Source organism: Paenibacillus sp. ACRSA (genome assembly GCF_022346845.1).
In the GTDB taxonomy this organism is placed as follows: Bacteria; Bacillota; Bacilli; order Paenibacillales; family Paenibacillaceae; genus Paenibacillus.
In genome coordinates this window covers 26,808-48,951 of sequence record NZ_JAKRNP010000014.1, presented here as the reverse complement: position 1 = coordinate 48,951, position 22,144 = coordinate 26,808, and the positions used below count along the sequence as shown (strand labels likewise).

At 45.1% G+C, this 22,144-nt stretch carries 15 protein-coding genes and 1 riboswitch; of the genes, 3 read left to right on the top strand and 12 right to left on the bottom strand.

Features of this window, described 5'->3' with window-relative positions; translation table 11 throughout:
* Positions 1 to 86: 86 nt before the first annotated feature.
* From MH215_RS25225 to MH215_RS25200, 6 genes are all read right to left on the bottom strand, one after another.
* A complete protein-coding gene (locus MH215_RS25225; RefSeq protein WP_145051668.1) occupies positions 87 to 1,712 on the bottom strand; it encodes an ABC-F family ATP-binding cassette domain-containing protein in 1,626 nt (541 codons plus the stop codon).
* Between the two features lie 396 nt (positions 1,713 to 2,108).
* Positions 2,109 to 3,197, bottom strand: a complete 1,089-nt coding sequence (locus MH215_RS25220) for an MBL fold metallo-hydrolase (protein WP_239293798.1) — start codon at positions 3,195 to 3,197, stop codon at positions 2,109 to 2,111.
* 65 nt (positions 3,198 to 3,262) lie between these two features.
* Positions 3,263 to 3,415: a cytochrome bd oxidase small subunit CydS family protein gene (gene cydS, locus MH215_RS25215; RefSeq protein ID WP_156395355.1), complete on the bottom strand. Its 153-nt coding sequence runs from the start codon at positions 3,413 to 3,415 to the stop codon at positions 3,263 to 3,265.
* A 5-nt stretch (positions 3,416 to 3,420) separates the two neighbouring features.
* Positions 3,421 to 4,455 (bottom strand): cytochrome d ubiquinol oxidase subunit II, encoded by a 1,035-nt coding sequence (locus MH215_RS25210; protein ID WP_239293797.1) that lies wholly within the window; start codon positions 4,453 to 4,455, stop codon positions 3,421 to 3,423.
* Positions 4,452 to 5,798 carry a cytochrome ubiquinol oxidase subunit I gene (locus MH215_RS25205; protein ID WP_056693351.1) on the bottom strand — a complete coding sequence of 449 codons (1,347 nt, stop codon included), beginning with the start codon at positions 5,796 to 5,798 and terminating at the stop codon, positions 4,452 to 4,454. Before MH215_RS25205 ends, MH215_RS25210 begins: the two co-directional genes overlap by 4 nt.
* A 393-nt stretch (positions 5,799 to 6,191) precedes the next feature.
* Positions 6,192 to 9,044: an ATP-binding protein gene (locus MH215_RS25200; protein WP_239293796.1), complete on the bottom strand. Its 2,853-nt coding sequence runs from the start codon at positions 9,042 to 9,044 to the stop codon at positions 6,192 to 6,194.
* A gap of 429 nt (positions 9,045 to 9,473) precedes the next feature.
* Here MH215_RS25200 and MH215_RS25195 point away from each other — a divergent pair, with 429 nt between their 5' ends.
* On the top strand, positions 9,474 to 10,169 hold the full coding sequence (locus tag MH215_RS25195) for a response regulator transcription factor (protein ID WP_056693344.1): 696 nt from the start codon (positions 9,474 to 9,476) through the stop codon (positions 10,167 to 10,169).
* A 54-nt stretch (positions 10,170 to 10,223) separates the two neighbouring features.
* On the opposite strand, the gene MH215_RS25190 is transcribed toward MH215_RS25195, so the two are convergent.
* A complete protein-coding gene (locus MH215_RS25190; RefSeq protein WP_239293795.1) occupies positions 10,224 to 10,652 on the bottom strand; it encodes a hypothetical protein in 429 nt (142 codons plus the stop codon).
* Positions 10,653 to 10,886: 234 nt separating this feature from the next.
* Here MH215_RS25190 and MH215_RS25185 point away from each other — a divergent pair, with 234 nt between their 5' ends.
* Both MH215_RS25185 and MH215_RS25180 read left to right on the top strand, forming a co-directional pair.
* Positions 10,887 to 12,029 carry a virulence factor gene (locus MH215_RS25185; RefSeq protein ID WP_239293794.1) on the top strand — a complete coding sequence of 381 codons (1,143 nt, stop codon included), beginning with the start codon at positions 10,887 to 10,889 and terminating at the stop codon, positions 12,027 to 12,029.
* 146 nt (positions 12,030 to 12,175) lie between these two features.
* Positions 12,176 to 12,395: riboswitch (Lysine riboswitch) on the top strand.
* Between the two features lie 122 nt (positions 12,396 to 12,517).
* Positions 12,518 to 13,984, top strand: coding sequence for an amino acid permease (locus MH215_RS25180; RefSeq protein WP_239293793.1), 1,467 nt, complete (start codon positions 12,518 to 12,520; stop codon positions 13,982 to 13,984).
* Positions 13,985 to 14,183: 199 nt separating this feature from the next.
* On the opposite strand, the gene MH215_RS25175 is transcribed toward MH215_RS25180, so the two are convergent.
* From MH215_RS25175 to MH215_RS25155, 5 genes are all read right to left on the bottom strand, one after another.
* Positions 14,184 to 15,311, bottom strand: coding sequence for a transglutaminase domain-containing protein (locus MH215_RS25175; RefSeq protein ID WP_239293792.1), 1,128 nt, complete (start codon positions 15,309 to 15,311; stop codon positions 14,184 to 14,186).
* Positions 15,312 to 15,509: 198 nt separating this feature from the next.
* Complete coding sequence (locus MH215_RS25170) at positions 15,510 to 17,885, bottom strand: S-layer homology domain-containing protein (protein WP_239293791.1); 2,376 nt, start codon at positions 17,883 to 17,885, stop codon at positions 15,510 to 15,512.
* Between the two features lie 357 nt (positions 17,886 to 18,242).
* A complete protein-coding gene (locus tag MH215_RS25165; protein WP_239293790.1) occupies positions 18,243 to 19,166 on the bottom strand; it encodes an alpha/beta hydrolase in 924 nt (307 codons plus the stop codon).
* 153 nt (positions 19,167 to 19,319) lie between these two features.
* Positions 19,320 to 19,952, bottom strand: coding sequence for a bifunctional 4-hydroxy-2-oxoglutarate aldolase/2-dehydro-3-deoxy-phosphogluconate aldolase (locus MH215_RS25160; protein ID WP_239293789.1), 633 nt, complete (start codon positions 19,950 to 19,952; stop codon positions 19,320 to 19,322).
* Positions 19,953 to 20,187: 235 nt separating this feature from the next.
* The gene (locus MH215_RS25155) at positions 20,188 to 22,137 is read right to left on the bottom strand and encodes a glycosyltransferase (RefSeq protein ID WP_239293788.1); all 1,950 of its coding nucleotides are present in this window, start codon (positions 22,135 to 22,137) and stop codon (positions 20,188 to 20,190) included.
* Between the last annotated feature and the right edge of the window lie 7 nt (positions 22,138 to 22,144).

Sequence of the window (22,144 nt, the reverse complement as noted above, 5' to 3'; positions counted from 1 at the left end):
ACCTTGCTGTGACTGTAACCAAAAAAGAACCGCGACAATCCTCCAAAGAGGCTTCGCGGTTCTTTTTATATATCTATATCTTTTATTTACGCTTCAACCGGGTACATCTTGTTCCGTAATTCCTTAATCTCGTCACTCTCCAGGTATTCATCATAGCTCATTTGACGATCAATGATGCCTGTTGGCGTGATTTCAATAATACGGTTGGCAATCGTTTGAATGAACTGATGGTCATGGGATGTAAACAGCATGGTGCCGTCAAAATCGATCATACCATTGTTCAGCGCTGTAATGGATTCGAGATCCAAGTGGTTCGTTGGCTCATCCAGAATCAATGCGTTAGCACCGGTTTGCATCATTTTCGCCAACATACAGCGAACTTTCTCTCCCCCGGAAAGCACGCTTGCTTTCTTCAAGGATTCCTCACCCGAGAACAGCATCCGACCTAAGAATCCACGCAAATAGGTTTCATCCTGATCCTTGGAGTACTGGCGCAACCAGTCAACCAAAGTCATCTCGACACCATCAAAGTATTTGGAGTTGTCTTTCGGGAAATAAGCTTGTGATGTCGTTACACCCCAAGTATATTCACCACTATCAGCTTCAATCTCACCCATCAGAATATCAAACAACAGTGATTTGGCATTACCGTTCGGACCCACAAATGCGATTTTATCGCCTTTGTTCACGACAAAGCTAATATCATTCAGCATGTTCACACCATCAATCGACTTGCTTACACGATCAACCGTCAACAGTTGTTTACCCGCTTCACGCTCAGGCTTAAAGTTGATAAATGGATATTTACGGTTCGATGGACGAAGGTCATCCAATGTAATTTTGTCGAGTTGTTTCTTACGGGAAGTCGCTTGTTTGGACTTCGACGCATTTGCTGAGAAACGTTGAATAAAGGCTTGCAGCTCTTTAATCTTCTCTTCTTTTTTCTTGTTCGCATCACGTTGCAATGCAAGTGCCAATTGGCTGGACTCGTACCAGAAGTCATAGTTACCTACATACAACTGGATTTTACCAAAGTCGATATCAGCAATGTGTGTACATACTTTGTTCAGGAAGTGACGGTCATGGGATACCACAATAACGGTACCTTCATAATCCATCAAGAAGTTCTCCAGCCATTGAATGGATTCGAGATCCAAGTGGTTGGTAGGCTCATCGAGAAGCAGGTTGTTTGGACGACCAAACAATGCCTGTGCCAAGAGTACACGTACTTTTTCGTTACCGCTCAGCTCTACCATTTTCTTCTCATGCATGTCACGGTCGATACCGAGACCAATCAAGAGTGCCGCTGCATCTGGCTCAGCATCCCAGCCATTCAACTCAGCAAATTCACCCTCAAGCTCACCTGCGCGCAAACCATCTTCTTCTGTAAAGTCAGCTTTGGCATACAAAGCGTCCTTTTCCTTCATGATGGAATAGAGACGACTATGACCCATAATGACAGTTTCGAGAACTGGATACTCATCATATTCAAAATGGTTTTGCTTCAAAACGGCCATACGTTCGCCCGGGGTGATGTGCACCTCGCCCGAGTTTGCTTCAATTTCACCTGACAAAATTTTCAAGAACGTTGATTTACCGGCACCATTGGCACCGATCAAGCCGTAACAGTTTCCTGGCGTGAACTTGATATTCACATCTTCAAAAAGTGCACGTTTTCCGTAGCGGAGCGTTATGCCGCTTGTACTAATCATTAAGCATTACCATCCTTTATTTATTAATCTGCATTCTGCATGAATAGCAACTTGCATTAATCTTGGATTCAATATCCCGTAGCCTATTCTGGCACCATATTATAACACAAAAAAGCGGCGAATTCGAAAATTGGCCGCTTTTTACATTAAGATACATGTTCAAAAAGGACGGTTTTCAGTACCGAGAAGATGGGATGAAGATAGAAATGGAGTAGCAGAGCGTAGGCAAACCTACGTGAGCAACGGACATTTCGGCTGAATCCCATATTCGATGCTGAGATGCCCTCAGGCATACTTCGTAATCAAATGCGTACCTTTTGAACAACCTCTTCAAGATTTGGTAATGAATTATTCATGCGGATATACCCTTACATTAGCATATTTGGCTTGCTATTGTTAGTCTTGTTTATGTGTTTCATGCCTGATACGTAATGTCTCTCCGTGACCAAGCACACGAATCCGCTCCGCACTTATCCCTAATTTCTCACGTTCCGCTTCCAGACGGTCAAGCGCCTCCCTAGGTGTATCGTCAGCCAGTCTGAATGTTCCGTAGTGCATAGGCACCATAAGTTGGGAGCCACACTCCACAAATCCCTGCAATGCTTCTTCTGGTGTCACATGCTGAGAGGTCATAAACCATTCTGGATCGTACGCACCAATCGGCATCAGCGTAACACCAATATCGAAACGTTCACCGATCGTTTTGAACCCTGGGAAATAGCCGGTATCCCCAACAAAATAAACGACGGGTGGCTTCTCTACACTTTGCTGTGCCGTTAACTCCTGCGATGCAGAAGCTTCGGATTGTTGGGCATGAGACGTGTTGCCTGTTGCATCTGCTGAATCGTTTCGCATGTTCGTAGCAGCCATTTCCTCAGCAGCTTCAGAAGTTGTGGGATGAACCACCTCCAACACATAACCACCCCAGTGAGAGCTGTTCGTGTCAAACAATGTACGTCGTGTCCAGTGTTGGGCAGGTACAAAGCTTATTTTGACGCCGCCCACTGTCATATGTTCCCACCATTTCATCTCGTGGCAACGGTGAAAACCTTTACGAATCATCTTCCGCTTCAGCCCATCTGGTACGATTAACAGCGTTTTGGCTGTAATCAGCTTCCGTAAGGAGGCCAGATGCAGATGATCATAATGGGAGTGGGAGATCAAAATAATATCGAGCGGTGGAATATCCTGAATCGGAATACCAGGGGCACCAAGTCTACGTTGAAATCCCATTTTCTCTGCCCATACCGGATCCGTCACGATATTTAAACCGTAGTATTGAATAAAAAAAGTGGAGTGACCAATCCAGGTAAGTGTTGTCTCCTCCCGGTTGGCATGTAAGTAATCCAGCTCCGGTGGGTGCTTAGGTACAGTGTACGAATAATCCTTTACCTTGTTGCGCCGTTCTTCCCTCCACTGCTTGAATTCCTTCAATGTCTTATCCGTGCTTACATTATCAATATTGTTATAACGAATTTTCGGCATGAAAGGGTCCTCCTCCCTTCCTACTATTTTAACCCAGGATCAACCTATTTGAAAAAAACAGCCTGTTAGTCCTTCGGGTTTTTGCACATCGCCAAGTAGACAAATAAAAAGGCAATTGCGGCTACGATAATCAGTGGTGGAGCATACATAATCGTAAATGTCTCAAAAAAACTCAAGCCTGTAATCCCCGGAATGCCGGATACACCTTCCAGATACATGAATCTCATCCCTTCTTCTTGCCCGAATATCCACGGACGTAGTTCGCATCAAATAGAAACAGTTTCATGATCAGTACCAGCGATGGAATGAGCACCAGCAGCCCTAGACTGAACGCTGTAATCAGTGCAATTCCCATCGTTCGATTCGTAAAGCTATCATAAATATTAATGTACGGGTACAGGATGTACGGCAAATGGGAACGACCATATCCATACCATGCAAAGGCAAATTGCAACATTACGGCAATAAAACACCAGCCCAAATACTTTCGCTTCCATACAAACGATAAAGCAATGACAAAACAAATAAACGAAGCGATAAACATCCAGGAGATATCGAGCATCCGTTCAAAGTGAAGCGGATTTTGTTTGTTAATTTGCAAAAATGCAAGAAAACTCGCAAATATCGTGGGTAAGCTCCATAACAGCGCGTACTCTCTCAACACCTCAAAAGCAATTTCATCCCCTGCCCGCTTGGCATAATAGGACAAGAACATCGCCGAGATGTACAGCACACTCACGATTGCCAGCAATACAACAGACCACGTGTAGGGGTTCGTCAGAAACTCTCTCCAGCGAAAAAATACCTGCTCACCGACCTGCTCGATAATGCCTCCTTCGGATATAGCCAAAATGGTGGAAAACACCGCCGGAATCAGTAACCCCGTCGCACCGTATAAAGCCATGTAAATCCGACTGTTCTTGCCGTGATTACCGTACGTATTATAGGCGTAATACACACCTCGGATCGCCAGCAATACAATCGCAAGTGACCCGGGTACTAAGAGTGCCGTACCATAATAGAAGGCACTATCGGGATAAAAGCCCACCAGACCGACGACAAAAAAGATAAGAAATACGTTCGTAACTTCCCACACCGGAGATAGATATCGTTGAATAATGTTGTGAATCTTATTCTCGTGACCGGTTAGCAGACTATAAAAGCTGAAAAAGCCTGCTCCAAAATCAATGGAGGCTACGATTAGATACCCAAATAGGAACGTCCACAAGATCGCAATGCCTGCAATTTCAAAGCTCAATGCACGATCCCTCCTTCAAGCCCCAGTGAGTCCAGTTCTTTCTCTGCTTCCTTGTTACGGAATAGCTTGCTAAGCACCCGAATACAAGAGAAACAGAGTATCAGATACAGTACAATGAACAGCACCAGCATCCAACCGACAGATGAAGATGTGGTTGCTGCTTCGGATACTTTCATATATCCACGTAAAATCCACGGCTGTCTGCCCACCTCAGCAAACATCCAACCGAGCTCTATCGCAATCATCGCGAGTGGCCCCAGCAGAACAATGCCTAACAATAGCCACTTCGGATACGGCTTACGCCCTGGTAACCAACGACGAAACACATAGAGCACTGGGATCAATAAGATGATTACCCCTGTGGTTACTTTGAGATCAAACATATAGTGAATGGACAACGGCGGTCTGAGGTCTGCTGGGTATTCTTCAAGCCCTTTCACTTCCGTATCCGGACGGTTCCCTGCCAAAATACTAAGTGCATACGGAATCTCCAGTGCATACTTCACCTCGTTGTTCTCATCCAAAATTCCCCCGTAGACTAACGGTGCCTTGGTCATCGTCTTGAAATGCCATTCAGCCGCCGCTAGCTTCTCTGGCTGGTACTTGGCTAAGAACTTCCCAGAAGAGTCTCCAATCATGACGGTGCTTACCGCAAATACGAGCGCGCACACTGTCGTTAGTTTAAGCGCCTTTTTGTAATACACATGATCTCGTCCCCGAAGCAAACTGAATGCCGCTATTCCGGCAAGCACACCTGCACTCAGCGTATAGGAGGAAGCCAGTACATGAGATACTTTGGTCGGCGTAGCCGGATTAAGCATCGCTGCAATGGGGTGAATATCCTTCATAATGCCGTTCACAAGTGTAAATCCCTGAGGCTGATTCATAAATGAGTTAACGGTTGTGATAAATATGGCCGATGCCGATGATCCTAGGGCAACTGGAATGAGCAACAGCATATGGGTATATTTCTTTTTGAACCGATCCCACGTATACAGATAGATCCCCAGAAAGATCGCCTCGATGAAGAAAGCAAATGTCTCCATAAAAAGTGGCAGCGCAATCGCTTGACCTGCAACACGCATGAACATCGGCCAGAGCAAGCTGAGCTGCAACCCGATAGATGTACCAGTTACTACACCAACGGCCACGGTGATGACGAAACCACGCGCCCATCTCCGTGCTAGCAATGTGTAATGAATATCATTTGTACGCAATCCGCGCCATTCTGCCAGAGCAATCATTAGCGGAACGCCAACACCGATTGATGCAAAAATGATGTGAACAAACAGAGTAAGACCAGTCAAAATACGACTTAATAGAACTGGGTCCATTGAAGACATGGGTGACACTCCTCTTCAGCATAGTCAGTATGTATTACCAAGCTTCGGCTACAGACATGAGGGAAGCCCTTCTCAATAGCTCATGATGCGAATGATACTTTTCACAACGGCATATAAAACCACAACGGCTGCTACCAGACAGACGATGATGAGCGTTTTCTCCTGTTTACGAAACATATCCCAGCCATCCTCCTTATTCACGAATTGCAAAAATTGGCTCTATAGACAGTTTGCAAAAGTTCATCTTTTTTTATCCCGAAAAATGTAAAATACCAAAAAAGCCTTTACCTTCGCAGTACGCCTGAGTGCACTGCGAAGATAAAGACTTTATTATGGACAATAAAATTAAATAATGGCTTTTTCGTATGGTAACTGAATTCCTAAGATCACTTATTACAAGAGTTCATTCTGTTTAGGCAACCTAATCTTAAACGTACTTCCCTTGCCTGGTGCAGAGATGAAGCCAATTGTACCTTCATGATCCTCTACAATTTTACGGGAGATGTATAGTCCAATGCCGGTTCCACCAATCTGACGATGATCGGAGTTATCTACACGGTAAAACTTCGTAAAGAGCAGATCCTTCACGTTCTCTGCGATACCAATGCCGTAATCACGTACATCAATACACAACCATTCCTCTTCTTCCCACAGTGTTATATCAATGCGATCGGTGCCTGGAGAGTATTTGACTGCATTGCCTATCAGATTGTGCAATACCTGTACCATTCGATTCTGATCCGCATAAGCAAAGAAATCACCATTAAACGCATGAACCTCAATACGCTGAACTGACTTCATGTTCCATTGCTCGGCGACACCCTCCACCAATTCCAGTAGTGGCACATACGTTTTGTGATAGGTTAAGCCTTCGTTATCCAGACGCTGGATATCTAGGACATCATCTAATAAGCTGCTTAGCCTTGCTCCCTCCGCCGAGATCGTCTCCATAAACTCTTGACGCTGGGATGCCGGCAGATCATACATCATCATTAACTCCACATACCCCATAATGGTGGCTACCGGTGTACGCAACTCATGGGATACGACACTAATCAGTTCATTCTTCATTCGATTCAGATGTTCTTCCTGTGTTCGATCCCGGAACACCAGCAGAAATCCATGGTTTTTGCCCGGCACATCCACTTGCTTAATATATAGAGAAAACACACTTTTTCTCACATCATTAAACCAGAACTCGGTCTCCACAAAGGAACGTTCTCCGTTCAGAAAGGCATGAGTTTGCTCTGTCAGATTAAAATCATCGGTTAAGACGATCTGGTCAATTGCTTGAGCAAAATTTTCAATCGACTTGCCCAGGAAGTTCCCTAAGCTAAACATCTCTTCTATCCGTCTGTTCACGATGGTAATCGTGCCTGAACGGTCAGACATGACCAGCCCTTCACGGACAGATTCGATAAAATGCTCACTAATGTCCCGCTGCTCCTGAATTGCATTCTTCTCATGATATAACTCAGCATTTAACTGCTCTAGAGCAAGTGCATGCCGTACCCGTTCTTCTTCGGCTCTCGTTCGTTCAGTAATATCCTTAATAAAGAGGTTGTATAACGACTCATTGTTGCCTAGACGAATCTCCACAATCTTGTACTCAATCGGAAATAACGCGCCGTTCCGGCGAATACCAGAAATTTCATCCACGATGGTATATCGCTTGCCCTGCTTATATTCGTATTGCTCAAGCATTTTTTTGATCTCAACACAGCTTGCGCCTTGGAATAGAGACGGGGCATCCGTTTGCAGAATGACCTCTTCCCGCGTTAAACCGAACATTCTCTCAGCTTCAGGGTTGAATTCTATAATAAGTCCATTCGAGTCCACAGCGATAATGGCATCAATGGAAGAATCAATAATGGCGCGTTTAATCTCTTCACTATTCTTCAGCTCTTTGGTTCTTTCCCTGACTCGATCCTCGAGCGTTAATTTGTCTTGGCGAATCTGTTCGAATTGTTCAATAAGCACATCAGCCATCTTACGCAAATTACCAATTAGGATCTGCACTTCTGTAACGTGACTTGTCGGCCACTCCATCTTGCCATTATTACGGAATAATAGCCTTGGTAGAGAGCCTGTCACACGAGTAAGCCGTTGCATAGGACTTACCACCTTGCGACTGAGCGGGGCAGCTACCAACATGGAAGTGACGATAATAATAAACAGGCTTTGAAGCGTGGTCAGGTAGACCGTTTCAATGCGATTATAATAATTTTCAGCGCTTGTTTCGATGATGACCCGATAAGGAAGACCTGGTATTGGATCTGCTTCATAGATGAACGAAATCTGTTTCCAGAAACTGAGTATATTCCGCTGATGTGATTCACCAGAATGGACTAGAAGATCATTGTCTCCCGTCTGGATCAGTCGATACTGCTCCAAATCCAGTACATCCCCCGTCTTCAGATTACCTAACCCCGAAGCTACCACCTTTCCGTCGCCTGCACGAAGCAGAATAACATTCACACCCAATAGATGATGGTACCGCTCCATATTTTGAGCCATATTATCCGCCGTTACATATCCACTGTTCAGATCCTGAATAACTGCCGTAGCGGCATGCTCCATATTCGCACGAATGGCATCATTAATCTGATCGAGTTGCCTACGGCTATCGGCCGATAATAAAGCTAGAGACACGATTACTACAAATGCCACCACATATTTGAACGCAATGCGAGATAGTGGAATCGTGCCGGTTCTCTTCGCCTTATCCTCACCTGTTGTAATCCAAAAATCCACCACGATGCCCGCAATTAATGCATTCACCATGCTAATGACAGCAATATGCATATACGTATACTTCACATCTTCTAGACTCATACCCTGAATGAAGTAACCATACGTTGTGATTGGTAACAACATCACTACCCAAAATACAGCGTTGGCTTTAATGATACTTCCATTCTTCCAACGAATCTGCCACGCTAACATCCATATGAGTTCAATATAACGTAGCATGGCGATAACCATCGTTTCAGGCTCAAATTCTGTTAACAAAAGTTTGAGGATAAGAATGATGGTCATGGCCACAAATCCATAGATAGCACCATGTAACCGCAAAGCAACTAACACTGCTGCACTTACCAGCACCAAATTTACACCACAAAATAATGTCACTGGAAACAAACTGCTTATCGTACCCAGCAGAATAAGGATTGCTGTTCCAATCCAAGGAACACGTAGTTTCAATATGACCCATTCCAACATCTGTCTTGCCTTGATATTAGCCATCAGCACATTTCCCTTTGCTATTTCTCTTATGTATTATAAATGGCAAACTTAGTTCCTCCCATAAATAAGGGTAAATAACGACACTTTCCCCCCTAAATCGCTCCTGATCTATTATACTGTAGTTAGGTCATGTTATCTCTTTGGCAATTATTGAATGGTCGCCAAGCGTATTACACTCATGATAGAATAGTGAAGTTTGGCTACAGCAACCGTTTCTATACATACATGAATTCATCTCACAATACCTTAAGCTGCTTTAACAATTAGGACTCGTTCCCCAAATTCATTGTTTAGCACGTTATAAAATAGATTCATTCACCCTATATTTTGGAATAAAATCATTAAAATTTTTGCAGTATTTCTAACAATATTTCAGTGCGAACTTCGTAATTTCTTAACAAATTCAATTCACCCAGGAGTGTGACCTCAATGATCAAAGTACTTCTTATAGAGGATGAGAAAAATCTCGCGGACATGATCGCTTTCTTTCTTGAGGAGGAGGGGTACATAACTGAACGGGTTCATCATGCAAAGGATGCTCTACTGCTGTTCCCTCAGTTTCAACCAGACATTGTGGTGACTGATCTTATGTTGCCTGAAACGGATGGCAATGATCTTGTAGATGCGTTTCGCCAGCAATCAACAGTGCCTATTCTTATGATCTCTGCAAGCACAATGTTAAATGATCGACTTCGAGCATTACATAATGGTGCGGATGATTTCCTATGTAAACCCTTCAGCCTGAAAGAGCTCGATGCTCGAATTAAGGCTCTATTGCGTAGATCAGCCATTACCTATTCCGACAAACCGCTCCAAGAGGAAAAACCGACCGATGTGGCCGGACATGTGAGCGTGAATGAATACAGACGAACCCTTTTTGTGGATGGACAAGAAATCGAGGTTACGCATATTGAGTTTGAAATTATGAAAGAATTATACGGTAATCCCGGCAAAGTATTTACACGTAATGAGCTTATGGATCGCATCAAAGGCTCAGAACGGGCGTATCTGGATCGTACCATTGATGTACACATATCCAGCTTGCGTAAAAAGATTGAACCCGACCCCAAAAATCCCCGTTTTATCAAAACGGTTTGGGGAACAGGCTATAAATATGTCATCTAGCTTTACTATATTTGCTTGAATCATCACTTAAATACATAGCCATTACTTCCCCGGTCATGATCGAATGGACATGGTGGAAGGAATGGCGTTTTTATTGTCCTGCGGAGAAGTTTGAAGCCAGCGCTGAATCTCGGATAACCACTGATCTAATTGTCCGGGGTGCCACAAGCTAAGCTTAATTTCCCCTGAACCCGAAATTTGCTGCAAATGTCGTTTGCGAATAAGTGAATGGAAATCAGTAATGACAAGCAATGGAATCTGAGGCATAAACGCCCGAATCGCATTAGCTGCGGATATTGCACAGGAAGCCTCCTTATAATCCACGATACAATAACGGGACTTCTCCCATCCGCTCTGCTCTTTCATTATTCCTTCGTGTTCTCGTTCGCATGTCTCTTCGACGATCCATTGTCGCAACCTTGGAATCATCTCGTCATATGCAATGCTACGGCTTCCATCCGAAAGAACAGTAATGGGCTCCATAATGTTACCTCCAGTAATTTCATTACTTCTATTGTGAGCTTTTTCATTTAAAAATGTTTGTGCGTGAACATGAAAGAAGTGTTAACAATCTTCGCACTTCTTTACAATATACATTTGGTGCATTAGCGTTGATTTCGCAGTTTAGACACATTCATGTAAAATAGAGAAGTACCCGTGTGCTTTACTTCACGGGAATCTAAGAGAAGATCTGGTAATATAGGAGGTTATGAATCGATGAATATTGTTTCCATTGAACCAACACCCAGTCCTAATACGATGATGTTGCATCTGGATGAACGTCTGGAAGACGGAATCCGCAAAACATATACGCTAGACAATGAGCGCTCTGCCCCAGCCTTTATTCGCCAAATGCTTCACATCCCTGGTGTAAAAAGTGTGTTTCACACCACCGACTTCGTAGCTTTGGATCGTAAAGGGAATGCAGACTGGTCCGTTATCCTTGGTGAAGTTCAGAGCCGCCTAGGACAACAGGGTCTAGATTTGGATTGGATTGACGGTGAAGATCATTCCGGCGAACATTTTGGTGAAGCACAAGTATTCGTACAATTCTTCCGAGGTGTGCCTATGCAGATTCGGGTAAAAGCAGGTGCAAAAGAGGAACGTGTCGGACTCTCAGATCGGTTTGTCAAAGCCGTTACTGAAGTCGCCAGTGCTACGCTGATCAAAGAACGGAAGCTAAAAGACTACGGTGTTCGTTACGGTGAACTTCCAGATATCGCTCGCGAAGTAGAGCAGGAGCTCGAAGCTGCGTATCCTGGTGAACGATTGAATCAGGTGATCCAGCAAGCCATTGCGCACGGTACCAATGCCGAGGAATTTGTGGAACGTCGCCGCCAGCTCGAAGGTGCTGAGCTTGAAGAAGCTCTGAACAGCACAGACTGGAATGTACGCTACGCAGCGTTCGACGGTATGGAGCCAACACCAGAGCGATTGCCACTGGTAGCTCATGCGCTTAAGGATGAGAAAATGCAAATACGGAGATTAGCTGTTGTATATCTCGGTGACATTCGCACACCAGAAGCCATGGAGCTGTTATATGAAGCACTACAAGATAGCTCACCTGCTGTACGTCGTACCGCAGGAGATACACTATCTGATATCGGAGATCCGGCTGCAACTGCGGCTATGACAGCCACGTTAACTGATAACAGCAAGCTTGTACGCTGGCGTGCAGCCCGTTTCCTCTATGAAGTTGGGACGGAAGAAGCAGAAGAAGCTCTACGCCTAGCTGCTGAAGATCCCGAATTCGAAGTAAGCCTGCAAGCGAAGATGGCCTTGGAACGCATTGAATCAGGTGAACAGGCAGCCGGTACGGTATGGCAGCAAATGGCTGGCCGGAACAAAAAAACGGAATAGGCTAAAAACGTCGTATCCAATATTTGTTATTGCACTAGGAAACATTGAGCGTTATACTGAGTCTCTGTTCAGGAAACCAAACAAAGCTTGTCATGTTTGGAACCCATAAAAATTTCATAGACATATAGATACACCTCATCCATTGATGATGAGGTAGAGGTCGCGGGTGCGATCAGTATGCTGAAGGAGGCGCTAAGGAGCCGCTTAAGATCTCAGCAGAAAGGTGCACCCGCCGAAGCTCACTGGACGCTTCCTTATTTAGTCCAGTGTCGCTGGGGCTGTTGCCGAAAGGTGCAGAACTGTCACAGTTGGAACATACAACGCTTCAAGCAAGTATGATTTCTACTGTGTTGAGCTATCTTAAACATCGGGGACAATGTGGTGCGGACTAGATAAAGAGACCGCAGGCGAATGCCTGCGGTCTTTGTTATTGTTATGTATCCATTACCTATATGAACAACTCAGTATTTGAATGAAGGAGTGTTTCCATGCAAGACCGCAACAATACTACATCAACTGGATCATCACTAAAAAAAGGGCTTCGTGCCCGGCACATGACCATGATCGCTCTTGGTGGATCGATCGGTACCGGACTTTTCCTTGCAAGTGGTACTGCCATCTCTACCGCTGGCCCGGGCGGCGCACTCATTGCTTATGCAGCCGTAGGAATCATGGTATATTTCCTCATGACAAGTCTCGGAGAGCTGGCCACATTCATGCCTGACTCCGGTTCATTTAATACGTATGCCGCCCGTTACGTTGACCCTGCACTTGGGTTCGCTATGGGCTGGAATTTCTGGTACAACTGGGCTGTTACTATTGCCGCAGAACTTGCTGCAGCTACTGTGCTTATTAAATACTGGTTCCCAGATAGCAATTCTATGCTGTGGAGTTTGTTATTTCTCGTACTGATCTTCTCCTTAAATATTCTGTCAGTTAAGGGATACGGAGAATCGGAATACTGGTTCGCCATCATCAAGGTAGCTACCGTCATTATCTTCCTTACGGTGGGTGTACTTATGATCTTTGGTATTATGGGCGGAGAAGCTGTTGGGTTTAGCAACTTTACCATAGGCGACGCACCCTTCCATGGTGGATTCTTCACTGTGCTTGGTGTATTTATGGCAGCAGGATTCTCCTTCCAAGGGACGGAGCTAATTGGTGTCGCTGCCGGAGAAAGTGAAAACCCACGTGAAAATGTACCTCGTGCGATTCGGCAAGTATTCTGGCGCATCCTTATTTTTTACATTTTGGCGATTACGGTGATCAGTCTAATTATTCCATATACACACCCGAATCTGCTCAAAGGTGATTTGAATAATATCGGTGTCAGTCCGTTTACCCTTGTGTTTGAGAAGGCTGGACTAGCGATTGCCGCTTCTGTTATGAATGCCGTAATTTTGACTTCTGTACTGTCAGCAGGTAACTCAGGTATGTATGCCTCCAGCCGTGTACTCTACGCTCTTGCTCGGGATGGCAAAGCACCACGTTTCTTGGCACGATTGAACAGAAAAGGTATTCCTATGAACGCCCTGCTCATCACGACTGCAGTCGGAATGCTGGCTTTCCTTGCCTCCCTGTTTGGAGATGGGATCGTGTACACGTGGTTGCTTAATGCATCCGGTATGTGTGGTTTCATCACCTGGCTCGGTATTGCCATCAGTCATTATCGCTTCCGTAAGGCTTACGTTGCTCAAGGCAGAGATCTGAATGATCTACCTTACCGTGCACGCTGGTTCCCATTTGGCCCGATTTTTGCTTTTGTATTGTGCATTATCGTCATAATCGGCCAGAACTATCAGGCATTTACAGGCGATCAGATTGATTGGAGCGGCGCACTAGTTGCTTACTTAAGTGTACCGTTGTTCCTAATTCTGTGGCTCGGGTACAAATGGATTAAGAAAACTAAAGTGGTGCCTTTGCAAGAATGTGATTTCACCTCTTCAACAGATTAAATTACAGACAGCTTTTCTTCCGTGCGGAGGGAAGGCTGTTTCTTTATATCGAGGTAGAGATTTGCGCTCTGCGATCTCCGATTGTTTGAACCAACTGTTTCTCCTTCGGACATAAAAAAGAACGCTTCTGCATGAAGCGTCCTCTTTCGAAATAGTGAATTCGTTCTAATTCATATCGGTAGGAAATTATAGTCAGCAATTACAAAGTCCATGTAATTTTCACACGCAAATCAGTGGTGTCTGCCATGTTCGAAACGTAATAAGATATCGACTTCATCCCTAGCTGATATAAATCCTGTAGATCCTGAACTAAACCTTGCTCTGTTCCCTTATATCTGAATGTTAGCGATGTCCCGCCGTCCTTCATTACCGTTTGTACTTTCTCCTTCAAGGCAGCATGTTCCCGAATTGCATCACTCTCGTTATACAAGGAATAATCCAGGGTATGGTAGATTTTCTGATAAGCATCTGTTTTACTACCTCCCTCGGTAATTAGGCCATGCAGCACTTCACGGTACAACGTTGAAGCTGCAGGATATTTACCATTATTCGTCCAGAAGTGGTCACGCGCCATCTCAGCATCACTCAGCAGGTAATAATTATAACTCACCTTTCCTTTGCGGTCAGGTGTAGGATCATCCCACGTGGTGTCCATGTGATACCATTTCCCATCCAGTTTAACCAGATTCCAAGCATGCAGCTGATCACCAGCTGTACCTTCAACGATCCGATTCTCAATGCCCACTTGCTCTAACATGCGATAAGCCAGCAAAGAATATCCCTGACACACGGTGCTGCCCGTTACCAATCCATCGTATGCTGTATATTTCTTTAGCGAGGTATCATAGGCGAGGTTAAGCACGATCCAGTCATGGATCACTTTAACCTTCTCATGGTTGGACATGCCTGGAACGATGATCTCCTTCAGGACGCTCGCGACTTTTCGGTTTACATAGTCTGTCTGTGCCTTCGTTTCCCGATAGGACAATGTAATATGTACCTCTGCCGAGACGTTGGAGCCTTTATAATTAAATGCGTAACTCTTCACCGTATATTGAATATAAGGGTCGCTCTTCATCGCTTCATCAATAGAGCTCTGCAACTGTTTTTTGAGGCCTTTCACATTACCCTTGTATGTAAAAACAAGTTCCTCTGTGCGCTGAGACATCGCTGTTAACAACGTCTTGCGCAATTCCGCAGTCGTAGATATATCCGTCGTTCCGGATGCAGCATATAATTGATCCAGATCAACCGTACGCGGTAAAGCCACAGCAATTAAGCAGCTAGCTAGCAAAATGGTGATGATTCGTTTCCCATTCTTGCCCATGAAAGGATACCACCTCTCTTCGCAAAGTTCTCATGCCTCATTGTATCACAAATGCAACTGACATCAGGCTTCTAGTTTTGTCGAAAAGAATCAAAAGAGACCTTCCTCAGAAGGCCCCTCTTATCTTCAGTAAAATAACATCATTCCGTTATTCTTATCCTATGAACTTAACACGGATTTATGACATCATACGCTCGTTTAATACAGGCGGTTACCGCTCATAAACGTGTCTGTCTTGCCTTGGAGCTTCGCAAGTCGTTCTAATACCTGTGCAGCTTCTGCAACGGTTACCTTACGAGCCGGCATGAAACGACCTTCAATGGAAGGTAGCAGGCCTAGCTTCAGGCTGAGCGAAACTGCGCCTTTGTTCGTCACAGCTCCTGCATCTGCGATGTTAGGCAGATCAGAAGGTAATGTGTAGAATCCAGCCAATTTCTCATATCGCAATATCTGAACAAGTAACACAGCCAACTCTTCACGTGTCATTTCTTCTTGAGGGTTCAAGTTCTTCTCTGGATCAGATCCACCTAACCAACGTTGATCAAGCAACGTTCGAATCGCTGGATAGTATGGACTATCGGACGTAATGTCAGCGAACGGCTTGTCATCACTGTCTCCGTTGTAATACATATCCAGACTCGGATTGAGGGCTCTGGCCAAATAGTTGAACCAGTCACCCTTCGTAATTACACGATCTGGAAGAATACGACCTTGATCATCAGCAATGAATACGCCATGCTGAATCATACTTTTAAGAGCAGTCTCCGCAACATGCCCTGCAATATCCGTAGGCTGTGTCTTGGAGGATGAATTCAAGTCTGCATACATATTTCTCCACTCACCCGTGTTGGCATCCAGTACTTCATACAGACCATAGATCGAGTTCTCACTACGTGATGGCATGTATGCCAATTTGACTCCCATAGGCGTAGCTTCCCCATTTGTCATGCCATAGCCACCATAACGGGAATAGGCCAGAATCAATTGAATCTCTTGAAGATAAGTTGCCTTGGCATCCTCATAACTGATGGCAGGCTTCGCATCTGTAGGTAACAGTTCTGGAGTTGCAGCCATTCTCGAATAATATTCCGTGATAGAACCATCCTTCGCCACTTGAATCTGTAGAGAATCGTCTTTTACTAGAATTCCATTCATATATCGTTTGAAGAGGAACGTTCTTGCTCCATCCGATTCAATGACGGTGGACACGCGAAACTGATTCGCAGCATCTGGCACAAGGGCAATAGCTGTATTGACCGCCAGCTTCTCCGCCTCTGCTTTGGTTACAGACTTGCTGCTTGTCTCCTCCGTAGCTCCCGCTTCTGTCGTTCCTGGCATGATCCGCTGGTACACATTAAAGCTATATATCTGCCCTGTTGCTGCATCAACCTGTGCTGAGATATCTCTCATGAACATATAGGAAGCACTCGCATTGCGATCACTCCAGCTCAAACTCCAGACCTGACTGTTAGGGCTTGCAAAATAGCCTTTGCTCAGCTGACTATGTTCTAATTGATATCCTTTGGGAATGTCGAAATTCTTCTTCACCAAGCTCTCTGCTTGGGTTGCATTTAATTTCTGTCCTGTATTTGGAACAAACGCAGCCACACTTCCCTTTAAGGGTTTGTCCTGTTGCTCCGAATCGGAGGTCATTTCTTCACCAGTCATCGGGTTAATTGGTTTCAGCGTGTTAGCATCCAGCCCATTGCCTGAGCTTTTGGGTAAATAACCAAGATAATATTTCTGCCCTTTACGGGATGAGAATCCATCTGGCGAAATATAAGCAAGCTCAACATCAAATTGCTCGTCAAATTTCTTTTTGGCCTGCTCAGCGGATAGTTCCGGCTTCGATGAAGGGTAGTCGCTCTCAATGGTGCTGCGTGAATAACCTGTGACTCTTCCCTGGTCATCAACGTTCACATAGGCTGTCTCAGCCGCAGATAATAGACCTTCATGCTTCAACTGATACTGGTACTGATATTCCGTTCTGCCAAATAACGATTGTTGTACAGCGTATGGATAGGATTCAGAAATAGCTACAAATGCGTCTTTCTCTAAATCTGGTATAGCTTCATATAAAAATGCTTCAGCCAGCTTCTCTGCTTCGGACTCTGTCACCTGGCGGTCTGATTCAGTACGCTGTTTGTTCAGCAGCTCTGAAGGTAAATGCACGCTGAGTACCTCACCTGTGCCAGCATGTACGGTAGCGCTGAACCCCATGGAATGGTTGCCTTCACGAATTCCAAAACCAATTTCCCACGCTTTATAATCTGGTGGTGGATACGAGTTTGGTGAATCGAATTTGGCAGATGTAATGGTTGCCTTTTGGAGCAACGGAAATAGTTTCAATATGTTATCACTGGCTTGCTTAGAGGAGATCTTAGCTCCTTCCGGCACATCACTGCTTACGACACTTAATACATCTTCCCCCGTTGAAGCTTCGGTTACCTGTTCCGCTGTTGCTGCTGACACGCTGCCTGTAAACCCTGGAGCTTGCGATGCCAGAAGCAAGGTTGCCATTGCAGCCGTTGCTGCTTTAGCGGTCATCATTTTGAATCGAACGTGAAAACTCAAATCTGTACCTCTCCCTTCAATCTCATACATGGACACACATCAAATAACCCCGCATGAATATTGCTAGTCTATTCTATGATACCATAAGCTTCCTTTTTAATCGTCCTTTTCCCAACAATTTTACAAATGTGAATTTTGGCAAATCATCCGCAAACGCTAGAAAAACAACGATCGACGTACTTTCAAAGAAGATATACTGCGCTTAGCTGAGATTTATTTTGCGATAATCGAATTGTTCAGCTCCGCTGAAAACTTATAAATTCTTTTAACTACAAAAAAACGCCAACATCGTTGGCGCTTCACTTTCGTACTTTTATGAGTTCGTGTGCAAAAACCTCTATATAGTGGTCTGGAATATTAATCATCACTCGCTGCCGCTTGGGTCTGCGCTTGGACTTGAACATGCTTCTGTAGAAAAGGAATAACCGTCTCCCAGAATGCTGGATCTTCCTCTGAGCAGCTATGTCCACCACTGTTTACCCATAGATGCTCTACCGGGGGATCGGCTTTGGTCATAAAATACTCCAGCTCGCTAGGAGGGATAAAATTATCTCCTTTCGAATGAACCATAAGCAGTGGTAACTGCATCCCTTTACGCCGTTCATTCAACAACATTACAGGCTCACGCTGTCGATAGGACTTCAGCGACTCTCCGAGTCGCCAGAACCAGATTCGCGGTATAAGCTGAGCCAGCGGAAATAATGGGAGACGCCGCCGTCTTAGTTCCGAACTTACGATAACTTCAAATTGGGATGGCATTGAGTCCGTAATTACTGCAGAGACAGGGAGATTCTCCGTAACAGCCAGAATTGTACCTAATCCTCCAAGTGAATGTCCCAACACCCCGATGGCTTCCGGATCAATCTCAGGTCTTGTGGACATATATTTCAACGCCGAGAGTAGATCATCACGGAATAAATAGGCTGAAGCCGCTCGAACGGCATCACTCTCTCCATGACTGCGAACGTCATACATAAATAAAGCGTATCCTGCTTCCCAGATTGGACGTGCATAGCGGAGTACCCGGGAGCGATTAGAGCCCCAACCATGCGCAATGATGACTAACGGCCACGGCTTCGGTACATGTGCAGCAGCAGGAATGAACCAGCCATGCACTCTCCCTCCACCACTATCAAAGGTTACATCTTCAAAGGGCATAGGCGGCGTCAACGTGATCGGAATTTTTTTGGGCGTTTGGCTGTTCACCGCTGCTTTCCACAGTCCTCCCGCAGTTAAGGCTGCAAAAGCAATCATTCCCCCAACCATCGTTCTCGTCTTCACAGGCATCTCTCCTCTCCGGCTCTTGGCATACCTTTATCATAAGATAGGATTATTAACTACACATTAAGGATCATCGGTGAAATAGATCATTCTTAGCCACTCACATATTCTTTCGTCAAACTTATACTTACCCAATTTACGAATGGCTTGTCACTATTCTTTAATTCTGGCCGCGTCTACAAATGCACGCGTACATGCCGCAATCTGCTCATAATTACCACTTACCAATGCGTCTTTAGGAAGAAGCGCGCTTCCCAAGCCTACCGCTGCTGCACCCGCAGCGTAATACTCTGCTATATTGTCTAAGTTCGCGCCACCAGTCGCAAGCAGTGGAATATGATCCAATGGCGCCTTGATCTCCCTCAAATATGGAATGCCTAGGCTTGCCATTGGAAACAGCTTCACAACCTTGGCACCTGCTTCATAGGCAGCAACAATCTCCGTGGGTGTCATTGCCCCAGGCCAGATCTCTACACCCTGTTCTACAGCATATTCAATAACAGATAGATCGACATTGGGCGAGACCAAAAATTGTGCACCTGCAGCCACCGCTTCTCGTGCCATCTGTACATTTAATACGGTTCCGGCTCCTACATAGGCCTGTCCTTCATGTCGTTCTCGCCAATCGGCAATAATATCATGTGCACCCGCCGTATTGAGCGTAACCTCCATCAGACGTATGCCACCCTCAGTCATTCCTTGCCCTGCAGTAACAGCAGCCTCTCGGCTAATTCCACGTACAATCGCGACCAACCTTGATTCTAATAATGTTTCCGTCAAATTCATATTCCTATTCCCTCACTTCATCAATTCGTCTTAATATCAACTTCAATGCCGATGATCTCGTTAAGCACTCTTTATAATCAATGTAGACTTTTTACACAAACTCTTAGAACTATTGTAAAACATATCTTCCCTTGGTTGAACTACGAAAAGAATAGAAAAACGATGATAACCGTTTCAACTCTTCTAGAGAGCTGTCCCGATCACCATCGTTGATATCTAACGTTATAAGGTTTGTTTACGCATTTTCTAACACACTGCCCTCATCCATCTCTCGAAAATACTTTTCGTTATACAGCATGCTTGGATGTGTTGGATGGTAAGCCAGAGCAATCGTATTGTGCTCTTTCGCCTTCGTCCGATTACCCAGCCTGTCATAACACACACATAGCTGTAGGTGCGGCATCCATGTCCAAGCGGCTTCATTCACCGGTACGATGGGGTCAGCAGGCCGTATAGCCTGAGTTGCCTGTTCGTACCAGAACACCGCTTTGCGGTAATCCTCTCGATCGGCAAAATATCCCCCTAGGCGGCAGCATATTTCTGCTCTCGGTAAGTCATAAGCGAATGATCTTAGCAGTGCAGCAATCTCTTGATCTGGACGTTTCCGTGCAGCTTCGCAATCGGCCATCTTTTGACATGCAGCAATCTGATCCTCTACCCACCCTAATCCGGTATCCAGAAACTTCGTATAATACGCTACCGCGTCCTCATACTGTCCGTGATCATTAAGCTCATTCCCAAAATAATATAAATCACGCGGAGAAAAGAGCTCGCCTGCCTGTTCCCGCTTGCGATAAATGTTCAGGTTACGATCGGTATATACTTTATCTTTCTTATGGGTAACAGCCACATCGCTATGCAGCAAATGCCCGCTCACTTCCAAATATTCATGTACTGCACCAATCCAGCGGAATTGGCGATCCCGACGAACCAATCGATTTCGCCGTAGACTGTATGCTACCCGACCATCTGCTGTTAATGAAAGATTATAATTCATCGTCACACTGTCCACCGCTGGATCAAGAGAGCGCTTCAGGGCAATAAGCTTCTCCCGATCTTGAGGTTCAAACACATCGTCGGCATCGAGCCAGAGAATATATTCACTCGTCGCCTGATCAAAGGCAAAATTTCGCGCAGCCGCAAAATCATCTACCCATTCAAAATTGATAATATGCTCCGTATACCTTGCAGCAATCTGGCGGGTACGGTCAGTCGAGCCAGTATCCACAATAACTATCTCATCAGCAATGCCGTTAACCGAGTCCAGACAGCGCGAGAGGGAATTCTCTTCATTTTTCACAATCATACATAGCGTTATCGTTATCGTCTCTTCTGCACGTCTGACCCTCCGATTATAAGCGGCCACCCCTGGCAGTTCAGATAAACGATAGATGTGATAGGCAGGATGATGTGTATCAACAAACAATGAAAATCCTAGTGCTTGAGCCCGAATGCAGAAGTGACGATCCTCCCCCCAGAATGAAACATTAGGAATCTGATCAAACGTAACACCTGCCTCCAATACATTCCTGCGTATGAGCGTACATGCCCCCAGACCCCCAACTTCATAACAGCCTGGATGATGCAATTGCTGCAAAAAAACTTCTGTCTGAATCGTCTGATTATCCACTTCCGTTCCCTCAGCTACCTTTACACCTCGGCGGTACAACTGATATTCATCCTGCAGCCAAACTTGGGGCATCTCCCTTGCGCCTGGTTGCCAGCGCGTCCAAAAGATATTGGATACAATCTCTTTCTCCGTGGAAACGAGCTGTTCCAGTGTTCTAGGATGTAACACCAGATCAGAATCGATGAGAAATACAGCATCATACCGGTGTTCACACACGTATTTCAAAATCTGATTCTTCAAGCCAGCTACCCGCCAGACTTGTTCATCCTGCCAATAGTGTCCACCCTCATCCTTGGTGTATGAACCTTTCTGATGATCTTCCTCTTCATTCAGCACCGCGTCTACAGTAATAATGGTACCTTCATTTTCTGTTACAAAATCTCGAAGCATATCCGAAGAGGCGGTTTCCTCATTATCGTCCACAAATAAATAGTCTGTTCTTACCGTGGTTCGCTCGAGTGCACATAGGGATTCAAGGAATTCTCGGAGCACGGGTGCAGTTTGACGCACTGGACTCGCAATCAGTATGTTTTGCTTAGGTTTTCCCTTCTTCAATCTTATT